Origin of the sequence: Klebsiella sp. KPN54798 (genome assembly GCF_021184225.1) — a bacterium.
GTDB lineage: Bacteria > Pseudomonadota > Gammaproteobacteria > Enterobacterales > Enterobacteriaceae > Klebsiella > Klebsiella pneumoniae.
In genome coordinates this window covers 4,967,595-4,982,797 of record NZ_CP089234.1, presented here as the reverse complement: position 1 = coordinate 4,982,797, position 15,203 = coordinate 4,967,595, and the positions used below count along the sequence as shown (strand labels likewise).

The following is a 15,203-nucleotide window of genomic DNA, read 5'->3' as shown; positions in this document are numbered from 1 at the left end:
TTTTTTAACAAGTTGATATTGAATTGTTGTATTTTAGTAAAACCAAAAAGCAAAAAAGGCATGTCATCGCTGACATGCCTTTGAATGACTAACCTGAAAGATTACTGTTCGCTTTCATCGGTATAACGCTTTGCTTTATAAGCGGGATGCATCAGGTTTTGCGCAGAGAAAATATCATCCAACTCCGCCGCCGTCAGCAGTCCGCGCTCCAGCACCACTTCCCGTACGCTCTTGCCGGTTTCGGCACAGATCTTGCCGACGATATCGCCATTGTGGTGGCCGATAAACGGGTTGAGGTAGGTGACGATGCCGATGGAGTTGTAGACGTAGCCTTCACATACCGCTTTATTGGCGGTGATGCCGTTAATGCATTTCTCCAGCAGGTTGTAGCAGGCGTTGGTCAGGATATGAATCGACTCGAACATCGCCTGGCCGATCACCGGCTCCATCACGTTCAACTGCAGCTGACCGGCTTCGGAGGCCATGGTCACAGTGGTATCGTTGCCGATAACTTTGAAGCAGACCTGGTTGACCACCTCCGGCACCACCGGGTTAACCTTCGCCGGCATGATTGAAGAGCCAGCCTGCAGCTCAGGCAGGTTGATTTCGTTGAGGCCCGCGCGCGGACCGGAAGAGAGCAGGCGCAGGTCGTTACAGATCTTGGACAGTTTCACCGCCAGGCGTTTCAGCGAGCTGTGAACCATAACGTACGCTCCGCAGTCCGAGGTGGCTTCAATCAGATCTTCCGCCGGGACGACCGGTAAGTTGCTTACTTCAGCCAGCTTCTGCACCGCCAGCTGTTGATAGCCGTCCGGGGTGTTGAGGCGAGTACCAATGGCGGTGGCGCCGAGGTTCACCTCCAGCAGCAGCTCCGCAGTGCGCAGAATGCTTTTGGTCTCTTCATTAAGCAGCACATTGAAGGCATGGAACTCCTGGCCGAGGGTCATCGGCACCGCGTCCTGCAGCTGGGTGCGGCCCATTTTGAGGATGTCCTGGAACTCCACGGCTTTCGCCTGGAAGCCTTCGCCCAGCTGTTTAATCGCATCGATTAACTTAAGGATGGAGGCATACACCGCAATGCGGAACCCGGTGGGGTAAGCATCGTTGGTGGACTGGCATTTGTTGACGTGATCGTTTGGGTTCAGGTACTGGTATTCGCCTTTCTGGTGGCCCATCAGCTCAAGGCCAATGTTCGCCAGGACTTCGTTGGTGTTCATGTTTACGGAGGTACCGGCCCCGCCCTGGAAGACATCGACCGGGAACTGGTCCATGCATTTGCCGTTATTCAGGACTTCGTCACAGGCGGCGATAATCGCATTTGCCGCGCTTTTGGGAATGGTCTGCAGCTCCTTGTTCGCCAGCGCGGCGGCTTTCTTAACCATGACCATGCCGCGCACGAATTCTGGTATGTCGCTGATTTTGCTGTTGCTAATGTAGAAGTTTTCAATCGCTCGCAGAGTATGAACGCCGTAGTAAGCGTCCGCGGGAACTTCCCTGGTGCCCAACAGATCTTCTTCGATACGAATGTTGTTTAACATGTGAACCTTCTTTTCAAGCTGCCAATGAATTCACCAAACACACAGAATATCCAGTATTCAGTATATTTTCTGGCCGACGATTATTTCCTTAACCGGCCTGGTGCCCAAGATCATATGCTGATGATAGCGAATATCAGTAAGCTTGATCACTTATTACATTGCGGCTATGAGAAGATTTATTAATCTGTGAAATGGGTCACCGCTTTCTTATTTCTGAGAAAAATAAGCCTTTCCGCTGATTGAAAAGCCGCTCAGCATCCCATGTTAGTGGGATGCGATCAGCAAATTGATGATTACGGGCGCTGAACGCAGCGCCCGTTGATGAAGGAGACGCCGGTGCGTTGGATTCCGTTTATTGCCTTTTTTCTTTACGTTTACATTGAGATATCGATCTTTATCCAGGTTGCGCACGTGCTGGGCGTCTTTATGACCCTGATCCTGGTGATCTTTAGCTCGGTGGTAGGGATGTCGCTGGTGCGTAACCAGGGCTTCAAAAACTTCCTGCTGATGCAGCAGAAGATGGCCGCGGGCGAGAGCCCGGCGGCGGAGATGATCAAGAGCGTATCGCTGATTATCGCTGGTCTGCTGCTGTTGCTCCCGGGGTTCTTTACCGACTTCCTCGGCCTGCTGCTATTGCTGCCGCCGGTGCAAAAGCATTTGACGATGAAGCTGATGCCGCACCTGCGCTTCAGCCGGATGCCGGGCGGCGGCTTTAGCGCCGGTACTGGCGGCGGAGAGACCTTCGAAGGGGAATTCCAGCGCAAAGATGAGCAGCGCGACCGTCTGGACCATAAGGACGATCGCCGCGATTAACATCCCCCGGCCCGGTCAGCAGATGCGACCGGGCCGCTTTCTTTGCAGGCCTACACGCTTCCCGTCGCCAGCTTGCGCCTGGGTAAAAACAGCCACAGCCCCGCCAGCATCACCAGCGCGTACAGGCTTTTCCAGCCGACCATCGCCAGCAGCAGCAGACAGAGAATGCTGCCCACCACTGCCAATAGCCGATAGCGACCGCGCAGCAAACGACAACCCGCCAGCATGCACAGCAGATAGATCATGATGAAAATGCCATTGGCGTAAACGATCAGCGCGTCCAGATTGATATCGAGCAGATAGATGCCAAGGGTGCTAACTACGCAGGATCCCAGCACGGCGTTGAGGGCGTTGCGCGGGATCTGCCGTGGCGACAGCCTTGCGAGGTAGCTGTGTGGCTTATGCTGCGCTTGCGACCAGACCAGGCGGGCGAAGCTTTGAATATAGATGTTGAGGCTGGCGAAACAGGCGAGATAGCCGATGACGCAGGCTACCCACAGCGCTTCGACGCCGAACAGACGGACCACGATATTCGGTAATGACGCCGCCGCCGCCATCTCCTCGCCAAAGGCGTGGAAGTGCAGCACCAGCACGGTGCAGGCCCAGTAGACCGAGCCGGCAAGCAGCAGGCCTATCATCAGCGCCCTGGGGAAATCACGCTCGGGATGTTTAAACTCCGAGGCGAGATGCGCGAAGGCTTCCAGACCGACAAAGCACCAGAACATCACCGACAGCGCCGAAAAGAGCTGCCCGCGGTCAATCTCCGCCGGGGCCGGGAAGGGGATCTGCGCCGGGCTTATCCCGCCGCGCCACCAGACTACGACGATCAGCGCCACAATCAGTACGGCAACCAACGTCTGCAGGTTGGCGCTGGAGCTGGCGCCACGCGAACCGACCCACCAGACGATGGCCAGGGTGCCCAGCTCCGCCAGCAGCAGCTGCGCATCATGCCAGCCGAACAGCGCCTGGCCAAAACCGGTGGCGATGTGCAGGGCGGCGGGGAGTCCGACCGGGATAACCGATAAAAACAGCCAGCCGGTGACGCTGGCCAGACGTGGCCCAAAGGCCATATCGACAAAGTGGGCCACGCCGCCCGCGCTGGGAAAATGGCGGCCCAGCAGGGCGAAGACGATGGCAATCGGGAAAACAAGGAGAATGAGCAGCGGCCATGCCCACAGGCTGTTATCGCCAGCGACCAGCGCCGCCAGCGCCGGGACGGCGAAGACGCCGGTACCCAGCAATGAGGTGGAAAGCAACCCAACTCCCTGTCCCAGCCCTAACTCCTGTTTTAAACCACTCATGATTCAATCCTGCGCCAGTGAAAAAAAAGAGAGTATCACAATCGCTTTTCCTTATGACCGATTGCCTGACATGGCCGCTTTTTGTGCGCCAGCGCAAAGGTAAAAATTTTTTTTAATTTTGCCCTTGAAGCCGGAAATGGCCATCCCCATCTCTCTCTGCACTAGCCGGTAAACCGCGTTCGGCCCGGCGTCACCCATAACTGATAATGACTTTCTCGAAGGAGAGCTATCAATGAGTATTCGTCCGTTACATGATCGTGTGATCGTCAAACGTAAAGAAGTTGAAACCAAATCTGCGGGCGGCATCGTTCTGACCGGTTCTGCAGCAGCTAAGTCAACTCGTGGCGAAATCATCGCTGTCGGTAAAGGCCGCATCCTGGAAAACGGGACCGTGCAGCCGCTGGACGTTAAAGTTGGTGACATCGTGATTTTCAACGATGGCTACGGCGTGAAGACTGAAAAGATCGACAACGAAGAAGTACTGATCATGTCCGAAAGCGACATCCTGGCAATTGTTGAAGCTTAATTCGCACGACCCTGAACGAATTTGAGGAATAAAAGAAATGGCAGCAAAAGACGTAAAATTCGGTAACGACGCTCGTGTAAAAATGCTGCGCGGCGTAAACGTACTGGCAGATGCAGTTAAAGTGACCCTGGGCCCGAAAGGCCGTAACGTGGTTCTGGACAAATCCTTCGGCGCGCCGACCATCACCAAAGATGGTGTTTCCGTTGCACGTGAAATCGAACTGGAAGACAAGTTCGAAAACATGGGCGCGCAGATGGTGAAAGAAGTTGCCTCTAAAGCGAACGACGCAGCAGGCGACGGTACCACCACCGCAACCGTACTCGCTCAGGCTATCGTGAACGAAGGCCTGAAAGCTGTTGCAGCAGGCATGAACCCGATGGATCTGAAACGCGGTATCGACAAAGCGGTACTGGCTGCAGTAGAAGAGCTGAAAGCGCTGTCCGTTCCGTGCTCTGACTCCAAAGCTATCGCTCAGGTAGGTACCATCTCCGCTAACTCCGACGAAACCGTCGGTAAACTGATCGCGGAAGCGATGGATAAAGTTGGTAAAGAAGGCGTGATCACCGTTGAAGACGGTACCGGTCTGGAAGACGAACTGGACGTAGTTGAAGGTATGCAGTTCGACCGCGGCTACCTGTCTCCGTACTTCATCAACAAGCCGGACACCGGTGCCGTTGAGCTGGAAAGCCCGTTCATCCTGCTGGCTGACAAAAAAATCTCCAACATCCGCGAAATGCTGCCGGTTCTGGAAGCCGTAGCGAAAGCTGGCAAACCGCTGGTCATCATCGCTGAAGACGTTGAAGGCGAAGCGCTGGCGACCCTGGTGGTTAACACCATGCGCGGCATCGTTAAAGTGGCTGCGGTGAAAGCACCGGGCTTCGGCGACCGTCGTAAAGCTATGCTGCAGGACATCGCTACTCTGACTGGCGGTACCGTTATCTCTGAAGAGATCGGTATGGAGCTGGAAAAAGCGACTCTGGAAGACCTGGGCCAGGCGAAACGCGTGGTTATCAACAAAGACACCACCACCATCATCGATGGCGTTGGCGAAGAATCCGCAATCCAGGGCCGCGTAGCTCAGATCCGTAAGCAGATCGAAGAAGCGACCTCCGACTACGATCGTGAAAAACTGCAGGAACGTGTCGCTAAACTGGCTGGCGGCGTGGCAGTAATCAAAGTCGGTGCGGCTACCGAAGTTGAAATGAAAGAGAAAAAAGCACGCGTCGACGACGCCCTGCACGCAACCCGTGCTGCGGTTGAAGAAGGCGTGGTGGCTGGCGGCGGCGTAGCGCTGGTTCGCGTTGCGGCGAAACTCGCTGGCCTGACCGGTCAGAACGAAGATCAGAACGTCGGTATCAAAGTTGCGCTGCGCGCAATGGAAGCGCCGCTGCGTCAGATCGTTTCCAACGCCGGTGAAGAGCCGTCTGTTGTGGCAAACAACGTGAAAGCAGGCGACGGTAACTACGGTTACAACGCAGCAACTGAAGAATACGGCAACATGATCGACTTCGGTATCCTGGACCCAACCAAAGTCACCCGTTCTGCACTGCAGTACGCGGCTTCCGTGGCTGGTCTGATGATTACCACCGAGTGCATGGTGACCGACCTGCCGAAAGGCGACGCGCCTGACTTAGGTGCTGCTGGCGGCATGGGCGGCATGGGCGGTATGGGCGGCATGATGTAATCGTGCGCTCTACGGCATAAAAAAGCAGAAACCCCTGGCCAGCAATGGCTGGGGGTTTTTCTTTTGGCGCGCTTTTTAGTATAAGGCTTATACATAAAAATCATTTAAGCTGCATCAGAGCGGCAAGCACCTCCGTTTCGGTAGCGACCTGGTAAGCGCAGCCGGGGAGGGAATGAACGCGGCTCATGCCGACGCAGTTTGAAGGATGACAGATTTACATCCGGGCCAGTGCGTCCAGCTCATCGATCATGGGGAATAACATGCAGGTAAAATATTTAGCAGGGATTGTCGGCGCAGCCTTACTGTTGGCAGGTTGCAGTTCCAGCAATGAATTAACCTCTGCCGGCCAGAATGTGCGTTTCGTGCAGGAGAAGCCGGGCGCAGAATGTCAGCTGTTAGGGACCGCGACGGGTAAACAGAGCAACTGGCTCTCCGGCCAGAATGGCGATGAGGGCGGTTCCATGCGCGGTGCGGCGAACGCCTTGCGTAACCAGGCAGCAGCAATGGGTGGCAACGTGATTTACGGCGTCAGCAGCCCGACACAAAACCTGTTGTCGAGCTTTGTGCCTACCGACAGCGAAATGAACGGCCAGGTTTATAAGTGCCCGAACTGATGCGTGACGCCTCTCTCCGCGAGCGCAGAGAGAGGCGTGGTCGTTAGATGAGGATCAGGCGCTAAGCTCCGCTTTCTTTTCAAGGTAGAAGGCGTGTAGGGGACGCAGGCATTCTTCCAGACTGAGCATTCTTCCCGGCTGGGAAGGGATAATGGTACTGAAGATCTGGCATGGCGCCAGCTCCGCGTGCATCGCCTTGAGCTTGGGGCTTTTCTCGATAATCCGCGTCACAACGTTGTTTTCCAGTTCCGACAAATGCGGCGCGCTGGTTTTCACCACCGCCCCGGAGACAATTTTCTTGCCTTCGTCTGTCTCGCAGCAGTACAGCACGCCCAGATAATGGGAAAACAGGTTTAGCTTCCATTCTTCCTGGGGATACTGCTGGTAATCAATATTGGGTTGAGTGGTTAAGTCGACGGCATAACACATTAAAAAATCAAGGCTAGCAGCTAGATAAGCTGCAAGCGCTTTATCGCCTACAATTTTTAATGATTGCTGTATACCAAAAATAAGCGCTTCAACCTGCTGGTCATCGATAATCAAAGTACAGATTTGTTCATTTTGCAGAATCAGTATCAGCGTAGAATGAGTTTCTCCTGGTTTAAGCGTGATCGACATTATACGTTGCTCAGGGTTAGGCTGCTGTATCTCCTCCATTTCAATAGAAGGCATATTAGCGATAATTGACTCATTACAGGCGCTGAGTTCCTCTTTATAGCTAGCTCCATTTTCCTGCAGTCGCTGAACAGTCACCAGCAGTCTGCTCTGCAATATCAGTAGAAGGTCAGCCAGAACCGGGGCCTGTAAATAATAAGTCTGACAGAACCCATTTTCCTGTTTCACTTTTAACAGTAGAGCTAAGAAATGCTCCTCAAAGGTGATTCCAGCAGTATTAAAACCAATAAACGTTCCTTGCATTTTTTCTCCTTTTAAGCTGTTGCGATCGTTTTAGGCTGCGATAAGTCAATGATTCGATCTGCTGACGCAATGGTAGATGGCCGGTGAGCGACAATAATCCTGGTGATGCTTAATGCTGAAATAGACTGATTTATCACCGACTCATTTTTTAAGTCAAGATGGCTGGTTGCCTCATCCATAAAAAGAATACTTGGTCTACGATAAAGAGCGCGAGCGATCAGAATACGCTGCTTTTGCCCGCCTGAAATGCCCAATCCTAGTTCGCCGACAATGGTTTCATAACCCATCGGCATCTTCATGATCTCGTCATGAATATTGCAGCGTTTGGCGCATTCCATGACAAAATCAAGGTCGGCGTTATCTTCGAAGCCGCTGATATTATCGATAAGTGACCCAGAAAAAAGGCGGTCCTCCTGCAGTACGCAGGCGATACCAAGACGATAATTATTGAGACCAATTTTGGTGATATCGAGATTATCGGCTAACACATCACCGCTGGTGGGCGACAACAGTCCGCACATCACTTTTAACAGCGTGGTTTTACCGACGCCTGAAGGGCCGATCAAGGCAACTGATTCACCTGGCTCTACCGTGATATTGATATTGGAGAAAATCGGCTGTGAAAATGGGTCGTATTGATAACTAAGATTTTTTATCTCAAGTTTGGCGCCAGAGTCTTGAGAGAAAACTGCTCGTGCGGGAAGTTCTTTTTCCGGTTCACTAAAGACGATTTCTGACAGTCGTTCGTTATGTAAAGAGAGCATACGCAGCTGCATACACAGATCGATCAGGCTGGAAGCGCGCTGTGAAAACTGACCACGGTAGGCGTTAAAAGCCATAAACATCCCGAGGGTCATATTATTATCAATAACCATAATGGCGCCCAGCCAAAGAATAGCGACCTGATCAATAGTGGTAATAAAAGTATTAATACCACCAAACATCATATCAAAGCGCGTCTGTTTAATACCGGCATTGCAGGCCTCAATATTTATATTAAGCCAGTGCTGGGAACGACGCTCTTTTAGGTTCAGTGCTTTGATGGTCGAGATTCCATATAGCGACTCCATAAAGTGCGAACTGGAGCGTGCGCCTTTGATCACTTGCTCTTCTGCTACTCGGCGATAAAAGCGATAGGTACCCAGCCGCATAATGGCGTAACAAAGGGTAAAGCCGACAACCACCCATGTCAGCCAGCCGCCGTAAAGGGTCAGCATGATCAGCAGGCCAATAGTCATAATCGAGTCAATAATGCCGCTGACGATACTATTGGTAAATGTTGATCGAATGGTATCCAGTGAGGAAAAACGTGACTGTATATCCCCGAGGTGTCGTTTCTCGAAGAACGACAGCGGCAGGCTGGTTAAATGATCGAAAAGGGTAGTTTTCCACTGGATACTTGTCAGGGTATTCAGTGTTAAGGACGTCCAGGCGCGGAGCATACTGATGAAGGTGCGAAATAGCGTAAAAAAGACCAGACCAATGCAGATGACTGATAGCAGGCTTTGGTCGTGCGCCATAATCACATGGTCGGTAACCAGTTGAGTACCTATCGGCAGCAATAAGCCAATGGCTTCAACAACCACTGAGAAGGCGAAAATTTTCAACAGCGCTGACTTCAATCCGACAATATTACGCATCAGATCCAACAGGCGCAGGCGAGACTTAGCCTTTTCTTGCTGGAAATTTTGGTCGGGCCAGAGTTCTAAGGCGATGCCGGTAAAATAATTGGACATCTCCTGATTACCAATGATGCGTTTACCCAGCGCTGGGTCGTGTACGACAAAGCTGGATTTGCGTACTTTGGTCAACACCACATAGTGGTTCATCCCCCAGTGCAGGACACAGGGGAGTTTGAGCTGGCGGATTTCATCCAGATCTAACGACAGCGCCCGGCTTTTTAAACCAGCATGCTCCGCTGTTTTGCTCAAGGACATTAGCGTTACGCCCTGCGAAGGGCTGCCATAACGCTGGCGGAAATTGAACAGATCAATGTCCAGACCATAGTAGCCGCAAACCATTGCCAGACATGCGATTCCGCACTCAGCGGCTTCCGATTGCAATATAACGGGTGTTTGCTTCAGAAGTGAAAAATTAACTTTTGCGATGATTTTTTCAAATAATTGGTTAGTCATTGACAGGGCCGCTCACACTTTGAGAAATCTTATAAATAGGGGTAAACATCCACATATATAAAGGACGTTCTTCAAGAAAAACGACAGCCTGAGCTTTAAGCCCATTAGATAAGCTCAATGTTTTCCCCTTGTAACTGAATTCTTTATCCTTTATTTTTACGATTGCTTTGTAAAGTGCTAGTTCCTGTTGGGTGCTGCCATTATTTACATTTGTATATTCTGACATTTCCTGGCGTGAGGCCGGCATGGAAGAAATGGAAATTATTTCTCCGGGGAACTGCCCGAATTTATCTGCAGGAAAGGCATCATAACGGATATTAATAGAATCACCTATTTTTAAATAGGGAATGCTATTGTTAGGTAACCAAAGTATAAGGTAATACTCAACATTACCTATAGGCTTTATCTGCGCCAGGCTACTACCGTTATCGACCGTTTGGCCTTGTGTAGCAGACAATGATTCTATTCTGCCATCTGCGGTAGCTTTAACAATAAGGTTACCATTAGCATTAGATTCGATGAGTTGGTTCTTATAATCATTAGTCTGATTATATTGACTTGATATTTGATTGTCAAAATCAGCAGCTTTTGTTACTTTGTCGCTGTTAAGTTGTGTAATCTGTGATTCAAGTTGCATTTTTTGACTAACCAGAGACTGGTAGGCACTTTGCTGTTGGAAGTATAAAGAATGCTGATAGTTATATTGATCTTTAGTAATTAAACCATCACTAAGATATTTGTCGTAACTCGCAAGGTTATCATGCATTTTTTTGAGGCCGGCTTGCGTGTTTTGCAACATTCTGATCGTTACTTTAAGCGAGTCAGTAGATGTTTTTAATTGTTCATTTAGCGCGTTCAGCGTCTGTTTTTTATTGTGAACCAGTTTTTTGATAATTTCTTCTGAGTTATAAATTTTTTCATTAATAGATTCTACTTGCGCAGCACTAACGTTACCGCTACTCGTGTTACGAGAAACGTCTATCTCGTATAAAGGTTGATTCTTTTTGACAAGATCACCTATTTTAACATACTGCTTGATGATGAATCCCTGTTGTGGCGAAAACACATTAATAGAATGAGGGAGAGTGATGACCTCTCCTTTTACATCTATCCGTTGTGTAAACTTACAAAATATCACCGCAACGATCAGTGCAATTAAAAATAAAGTAGATAATAATACTATTAACCATGCAGGTAATCCAGCCAATAACAAAGCTTTTCCTCTCCAGTGATGCCTTTTATATTCGATCGCTTCCGTGCGATAAAGCTTATTATTCATATTAGTTGTTTTACGCTTTTTGTCTTTATGTTAATAAGGAAAACAAAGGCCTGAAAGGCCTTTGTTTTTAATTGTGTTGCATTATTATATTGATAAATAATTCATTAATTCAGCCAAGGTGCAAAGGTACCATCAAGGCCTTTATCTACAAATTCTAACAGGATATCAATGGATTTATCCCAGCCTAAGGCAACCGCTCCAGCTACGCCACCCATAGCGCCAAGAATAAAACCTGCAATAGCACCTACACCATTACCGATTAGACCAAATCCTAAAAGCCCGCCATTTGACCCTCCCTGGAAACCACCAACTGCGGCACCAACAATGGAACAAATAATCCCACCAAGGGCACCGATAGCAACTGCTTCAACAGCGTTGCTAGCCAGTGAAGTAAAAGCTGCTGAAGCAGAGGAAAAATCCCAAGTATAGCCGCCAGAGATTTCTTCCATTTCAAATACAGTTAATTGTTTCATTACTATTATTCCCTTAAATATTATATGGGTTGAATTTACGGGTCGATGTAACCGCCCGGTGCAGAACATTAGGTATATTTTTAAAGATAATCAATAAAATTTTCATGAATTATATGTGAATAAGGTTCTTCATTAATGACTTCACAAATAATACAAGTTGTAATTATTGTCATTGAAGAATGAACTTGCGGTGTTAGTTGAATATTTGAAAGGTTCACAAAAACCTCTATTAATCAACTGCAGTTTAAAAAATAAATCAGGGGCGTAGATAACGCCCCGGCAATAATGATTAAGAGGATGAGTTAATCTTCCTGAATAACGACTTCCAGCATTCCTTTAACAAGTCCCAATGTGACATCGGCGCTACTGTCACTTTGCCTATAGTAATCAGCGGTCAAGTTGATGGTTTTATTGAGATCATTACTGTTGTTTATTTTATAGCTGTAGCTGTCGGTATCATAGAAGACAACGGGTCTACCCGATAGCTTGAATATAACCCCTACTTTATTAGCTGCTGTTGTTCCCGTAAGCATATTGTCAACAATGCCATCACCCGATGCACTGTTTCCGCCGATCGGGTTAAACCAATAGGTGACCGTATTTCCTACGGAATCATTCGGGCAGCTAATGTTCATGGCAATGGTCTTCTGCGAGGGCGTTATCGCACCACGAGTAAGTGACATTAATTGACCTTTATCGATGCGATTCAAGGTAACCTGCGAGCGTGGAGTAGAAATATTACAAGATGTAGAACGATAATTAATGTCTTTAATGGAAATTGAAGTTACGTTATACAATAGGCGCTCTGAAGGGCTGGGGTTAGTTTTTATATTTCCAACAGAAAATGAAACCGAGGGATTCGAAGTTGATTTTGTGCTTGTGTCAATCACAGTTTTGGTTTTTATTAACCATACCGTAATGGCTTGATAGTTATTTTCTGATGAGCTCGAAATGGGAACCAGCGTTGAGCCTGCTGCTGCGGCAACCAGAGAGCCATTTTTGCTACGTAAGAGATCTGAGACCTGAAAACCGATACCTTCGATCCCTGTTTCATATACCGGACCACCCTGAAGTCCGGTGACGCCAGGAACGACGGCGGCACCGATATCAATAATATACTGGTCATCCGTATTTTTATTACAAGTGAACGATTTATATGAACCTGTACCAAACTTACGGCTATATAATACCGTGCCTACCGGAATAGACGTATCCGTTGGTATTTTTACATTACTTAGCGTTAACCCCTGGCGTTTAACATTACCATCATATGTACACTTAGCAGTAGCCTCGCTGCCAAGTATCAGTAATGTCATTAGAATAAATATTCTTTTCATTAATACCTTTCCCCTATGAATGCTTACCGGCAAATCGTTTCGATTTGACTGATGCCAGACGCTTTGCCTTCCCTGGCCGGTAAAGTAAATGAAGCATTGCACTGCTGTGCTGCGCTTTTGCCCCACTGGACGTTAAGGATCCCGGTCTGCTGCAACCCGGACATATAGACCATACCGGCATCGCTAACGATGCTTGGCTGCGATTTGCTGTCGCCGACGAGTAGAACCATCGCGCCATAAGGCACGTCCTGACCGCTGGCGGTTTTCAGATGCACAAAGGCCCGCTGGCCGATATTGCCGGCATAGTTTGCACGCACGATGGCGCCGCGCGTCGGAACGACGCTCTGCGTGGTTTCCGGCAGCTCCATATCTTCGCCAAGCGTGGAGCTGTCGAGCGTAATATCGGTGCGACGGTATGGTGTTACATATGGGACGATGGCGTAGCCGCGATAGTCGGTAGAAATGGTGTTGTCGTTAGTCAGTCTGACGTTATCCAGCCCCGGCGCTTTAACCAGTACCGCTGCGTCGGTGATGTCCTGACCCAGAGTGATGCCATCGGCATGAGCAACGATACTGCCGTTGGCGCCGTAGTCAATGCGCTCGCTGCTGCGATCATAGCTGTAGCCAGCGTTGACGCTGCCGCGGGCACCGTTATAGGTCGCCCGCATATCGCCGCTGTAGTATTCCCGGTTGCTGTACCCTTGCTGCAGGCTCCACTCCAGGCTATCGTTCTCCAGCGCATTACCACCGATGGAAACCGACTGATCGGTTGATCCCGGATTGCTGTTGGTTAACTGATAGCTGGTGTAGGTGCCAGGCAGCCAATTGCTCAGCGGCAGCGTTACGGTCAGTGTAATGCGCTGGTCGTCCCGGGCGTCTTTCCCGGAGTTATCTCCGCTCCAGGTATAGCGGTTATAGCTGTAGCCGAGGTAGTAGTTCACATTGCGGAAACCGCCGTTGTACCCCACACTGATCGACTTGTTGGTACGCTTATCATCCCAGTAATCTTCGATTAATCCGCTTACCGACAGGCTACCGAGACCTTTACCCAGGCTTTGGTTAACCGTCAAATTGGTACGGTTGCGCAGCGAGCGCGAAGTGTAGTAGCCGTCATTAGAGTAGCTATCCAGGACCTCTGAGAGAGTATGAAATCCGCGAGTGGAGTAGCGGTAGCCGGCGATGGTCACGTTTGTACCCGTTTCAAGAATGTTTTTCCCGTAACGAACACGCCAGGACTGTCCGGAGGTCTTTTCATTCTCTTTCATTTTTGACCAGGCCTGGGTGACGTCTGCCGAGGCGGCGCCCAGTTCACCAAGGTTATAGCCAAGCCCTGTCGACAGCGCCTGATATCGCGAAGCCGCCTGCATGCCGCCATATAGCGTCATGCTGCTGGAGACGCCGTAGGTCGCGGTGGCTTGGGTAAACGGCGTTTCATCGACTCCGCCATCGTACGGGCGATATTTACCAGATGTGATCTCATATTCCAGCTGATCCTCACGGACCATCACCGGCAGGGTGGCGAACGGCACGACAAATTCTTGTTTCGATCCGTCGGATTCCTCCACTGTGACGTAAAGGTCGCCGCTACCGCCGCTCGGGTACATATCGGTGATTTCAAACGCCCCGGGAGCGACATAGGTCTGGTATACCTGATAGCCGTTTTGTTTAATGATGACGCGGGCATTGGTTCTGGCGATACCGCGAATAATTGGCGCATAGCCGCGCATACTTTCCGGCAACATCGTCGTATCGGTGGCCAGCTGAATACCGGTAAACGGCACGCTGTCGAAGATACCGTTGAGCGATGAACTCTCACCCATCACAAGGTTACTGTTGATGGAGCGGATGCTGCGCTGCATATAGAGATAGGCGGAATCCCAGTCCCCGGCACCGCTGTTGTTTTTATTCCAGGTGCTGAGGTTACGGATGCGCCACGGGCCAACGTTGAGGCCGGACTGCAGATTCAGACTGTAGTATTCATTATTGGCCTGCATGTCGTTTGAGCCGCTGAACTGATAGTTCACCAATAACGCGTTGATGCCGTCATCAAACTGATCCGGTGGAATATATCCCTGTGCGGTGGTGGATAAGGCCGCCTGCGGAATAGAGATATTTAAGCGCTGGGCGGTAAAGTCAAAATCTGCTTTGGTGTCAGGAATGACAGAAAAGTTTGCACAGCCGTTTTGATCCTCGGCTAACTCTGGAAAGGCTTTTATCCTTACGCCATATTCCGCGAGTGCTTTTAGACTCAGGCAGGGAACCAGAGCGGGTTCGCGGTTATCGCTGCTGGCGCGATTGTTGGCGACAAACTTTATGGTCCTGGTGTCCAGGTAGCGGCCATTAAACATAATATCGACCCGATAATCCCCTGGCGCCTGCGCGTTCTGAGTCTGAAATATGGATAAATCGGGAGTGGTTGATGGATCGCTACCATTCAATGAGCTAATGAATGAGGGATCGAAAAAGTCACGTGCTTGCGCTTTATTATTCAAACCAGAAAGCAATGCCGGAAGCATTGCGAGAAAGACGGTGGATAGTTTGAATAATCCATTATTCTTATTTGGCATAGACACATCCCTATAATG

General features: G+C 49.8%; 12 protein-coding genes. 4 read left to right on the top strand and 8 right to left on the bottom strand.

Annotated features, from left to right (window positions below; translation table 11 throughout):
• Positions 1-101: 101 nt before the first annotated feature.
• Positions 102-1,538 carry an aspartate ammonia-lyase gene (aspA, locus tag LPQ25_RS23930; protein ID WP_012737195.1) on the bottom strand — a complete coding sequence of 479 codons (1,437 nt, stop codon included), beginning with the start codon at positions 1,536-1,538 and terminating at the stop codon, positions 102-104.
• A gap of 336 nt (positions 1,539-1,874) precedes the next feature.
• On the opposite strand from aspA, the gene LPQ25_RS23925 reads away from it, so the two are divergent.
• Positions 1,875-2,351 (top strand): FxsA family protein, encoded by a 477-nt coding sequence (locus LPQ25_RS23925; RefSeq protein ID WP_002885425.1) that lies wholly within the window; start codon positions 1,875-1,877, stop codon positions 2,349-2,351.
• A 50-nt stretch (positions 2,352-2,401) separates the two neighbouring features.
• Here LPQ25_RS23925 and yjeH read toward each other — a convergent pair whose 3' ends face one another.
• Positions 2,402-3,652 (bottom strand): L-methionine/branched-chain amino acid transporter, encoded by a 1,251-nt coding sequence (gene yjeH / locus LPQ25_RS23920; RefSeq protein ID WP_009485424.1) that lies wholly within the window; start codon positions 3,650-3,652, stop codon positions 2,402-2,404.
• A 232-nt stretch (positions 3,653-3,884) separates the two neighbouring features.
• Here yjeH and LPQ25_RS23915 point away from each other — a divergent pair, with 232 nt between their 5' ends.
• The 3 genes from LPQ25_RS23915 to LPQ25_RS23905 all read left to right on the top strand — a co-directional run bounded on the left by LPQ25_RS23915 (position 3,885) and on the right by LPQ25_RS23905 (position 6,476).
• Positions 3,885-4,178 carry a co-chaperone GroES gene (locus tag LPQ25_RS23915; protein WP_004152420.1) on the top strand — a complete coding sequence of 98 codons (294 nt, stop codon included), beginning with the start codon at positions 3,885-3,887 and terminating at the stop codon, positions 4,176-4,178.
• A gap of 37 nt (positions 4,179-4,215) precedes the next feature.
• Positions 4,216-5,862 carry a chaperonin GroEL gene (groL, locus tag LPQ25_RS23910; RefSeq protein WP_002885441.1) on the top strand — a complete coding sequence of 549 codons (1,647 nt, stop codon included), beginning with the start codon at positions 4,216-4,218 and terminating at the stop codon, positions 5,860-5,862.
• 260 nt (positions 5,863-6,122) lie between these two features.
• A complete protein-coding gene (locus LPQ25_RS23905; RefSeq protein WP_004152419.1) occupies positions 6,123-6,476 on the top strand; it encodes a DUF4156 domain-containing protein in 354 nt (117 codons plus the stop codon).
• Between the two features lie 54 nt (positions 6,477-6,530).
• Here the strand turns inward: LPQ25_RS23905 and yjeJ are convergent, their stop codons facing one another.
• From yjeJ to LPQ25_RS23875, 6 genes are all read right to left on the bottom strand, one after another.
• Positions 6,531-7,394 (bottom strand): YjeJ family protein, encoded by an 864-nt coding sequence (gene yjeJ / locus LPQ25_RS23900; RefSeq protein WP_012737196.1) that lies wholly within the window; start codon positions 7,392-7,394, stop codon positions 6,531-6,533.
• Positions 7,395-7,405: 11 nt separating this feature from the next.
• Positions 7,406-9,529, bottom strand: a complete 2,124-nt coding sequence (locus LPQ25_RS23895; protein ID WP_012737197.1) for a peptidase domain-containing ABC transporter — start codon at positions 9,527-9,529, stop codon at positions 7,406-7,408.
• The gene (locus LPQ25_RS23890; protein WP_014908088.1) at positions 9,522-10,808 is read right to left on the bottom strand and encodes an HlyD family secretion protein; all 1,287 of its coding nucleotides are present in this window, start codon (positions 10,806-10,808) and stop codon (positions 9,522-9,524) included. The genes LPQ25_RS23895 and LPQ25_RS23890 overlap by 8 nt, the downstream gene beginning before the upstream one ends.
• 104 nt (positions 10,809-10,912) lie before the next feature.
• Complete coding sequence (locus tag LPQ25_RS23885) at positions 10,913-11,281, bottom strand: hypothetical protein (RefSeq protein WP_012737199.1); 369 nt, start codon at positions 11,279-11,281, stop codon at positions 10,913-10,915.
• 302 nt (positions 11,282-11,583) lie between these two features.
• Positions 11,584-12,618: a fimbrial protein gene (locus tag LPQ25_RS23880; RefSeq protein WP_014908087.1), complete on the bottom strand. Its 1,035-nt coding sequence runs from the start codon at positions 12,616-12,618 to the stop codon at positions 11,584-11,586.
• A 23-nt stretch (positions 12,619-12,641) separates the two neighbouring features.
• The gene (locus LPQ25_RS23875; RefSeq protein WP_014908086.1) at positions 12,642-15,185 is read right to left on the bottom strand and encodes a fimbria/pilus outer membrane usher protein; all 2,544 of its coding nucleotides are present in this window, start codon (positions 15,183-15,185) and stop codon (positions 12,642-12,644) included.
• Positions 15,186-15,203 lie beyond the last annotated feature (18 nt).

Coding starts and splice junctions, on each gene's coding strand:
- aspA (WP_012737195.1), bottom strand. CDS start 1,538: ATGTTAAACAACATTCGTATCGAAGAAGATCTGTTGGGCACCAGGGAA.
- yjeH (WP_009485424.1), bottom strand. CDS start 3,652: ATGAGTGGTTTAAAACAGGAGTTAGGGCTGGGACAGGGAGTTGGGTTG.
- LPQ25_RS23915 (WP_004152420.1), top strand. CDS start 3,885: ATGAGTATTCGTCCGTTACATGATCGTGTGATCGTCAAACGTAAAGAA.
- groL (WP_002885441.1), top strand. CDS start 4,216: ATGGCAGCAAAAGACGTAAAATTCGGTAACGACGCTCGTGTAAAAATG.
- LPQ25_RS23905 (WP_004152419.1), top strand. CDS start 6,123: ATGCAGGTAAAATATTTAGCAGGGATTGTCGGCGCAGCCTTACTGTTG.
- yjeJ (WP_012737196.1), bottom strand. CDS start 7,394: ATGCAAGGAACGTTTATTGGTTTTAATACTGCTGGAATCACCTTTGAG.
- LPQ25_RS23895 (WP_012737197.1), bottom strand. CDS start 9,529: ATGACTAACCAATTATTTGAAAAAATCATCGCAAAAGTTAATTTTTCA.
- LPQ25_RS23890 (WP_014908088.1), bottom strand. CDS start 10,808: ATGAATAATAAGCTTTATCGCACGGAAGCGATCGAATATAAAAGGCAT.
- LPQ25_RS23885 (WP_012737199.1), bottom strand. CDS start 11,281: ATGAAACAATTAACTGTATTTGAAATGGAAGAAATCTCTGGCGGCTAT.
- LPQ25_RS23880 (WP_014908087.1), bottom strand. CDS start 12,618: ATGAAAAGAATATTTATTCTAATGACATTACTGATACTTGGCAGCGAG.
- LPQ25_RS23875 (WP_014908086.1), bottom strand. CDS start 15,185: ATGCCAAATAAGAATAATGGATTATTCAAACTATCCACCGTCTTTCTC.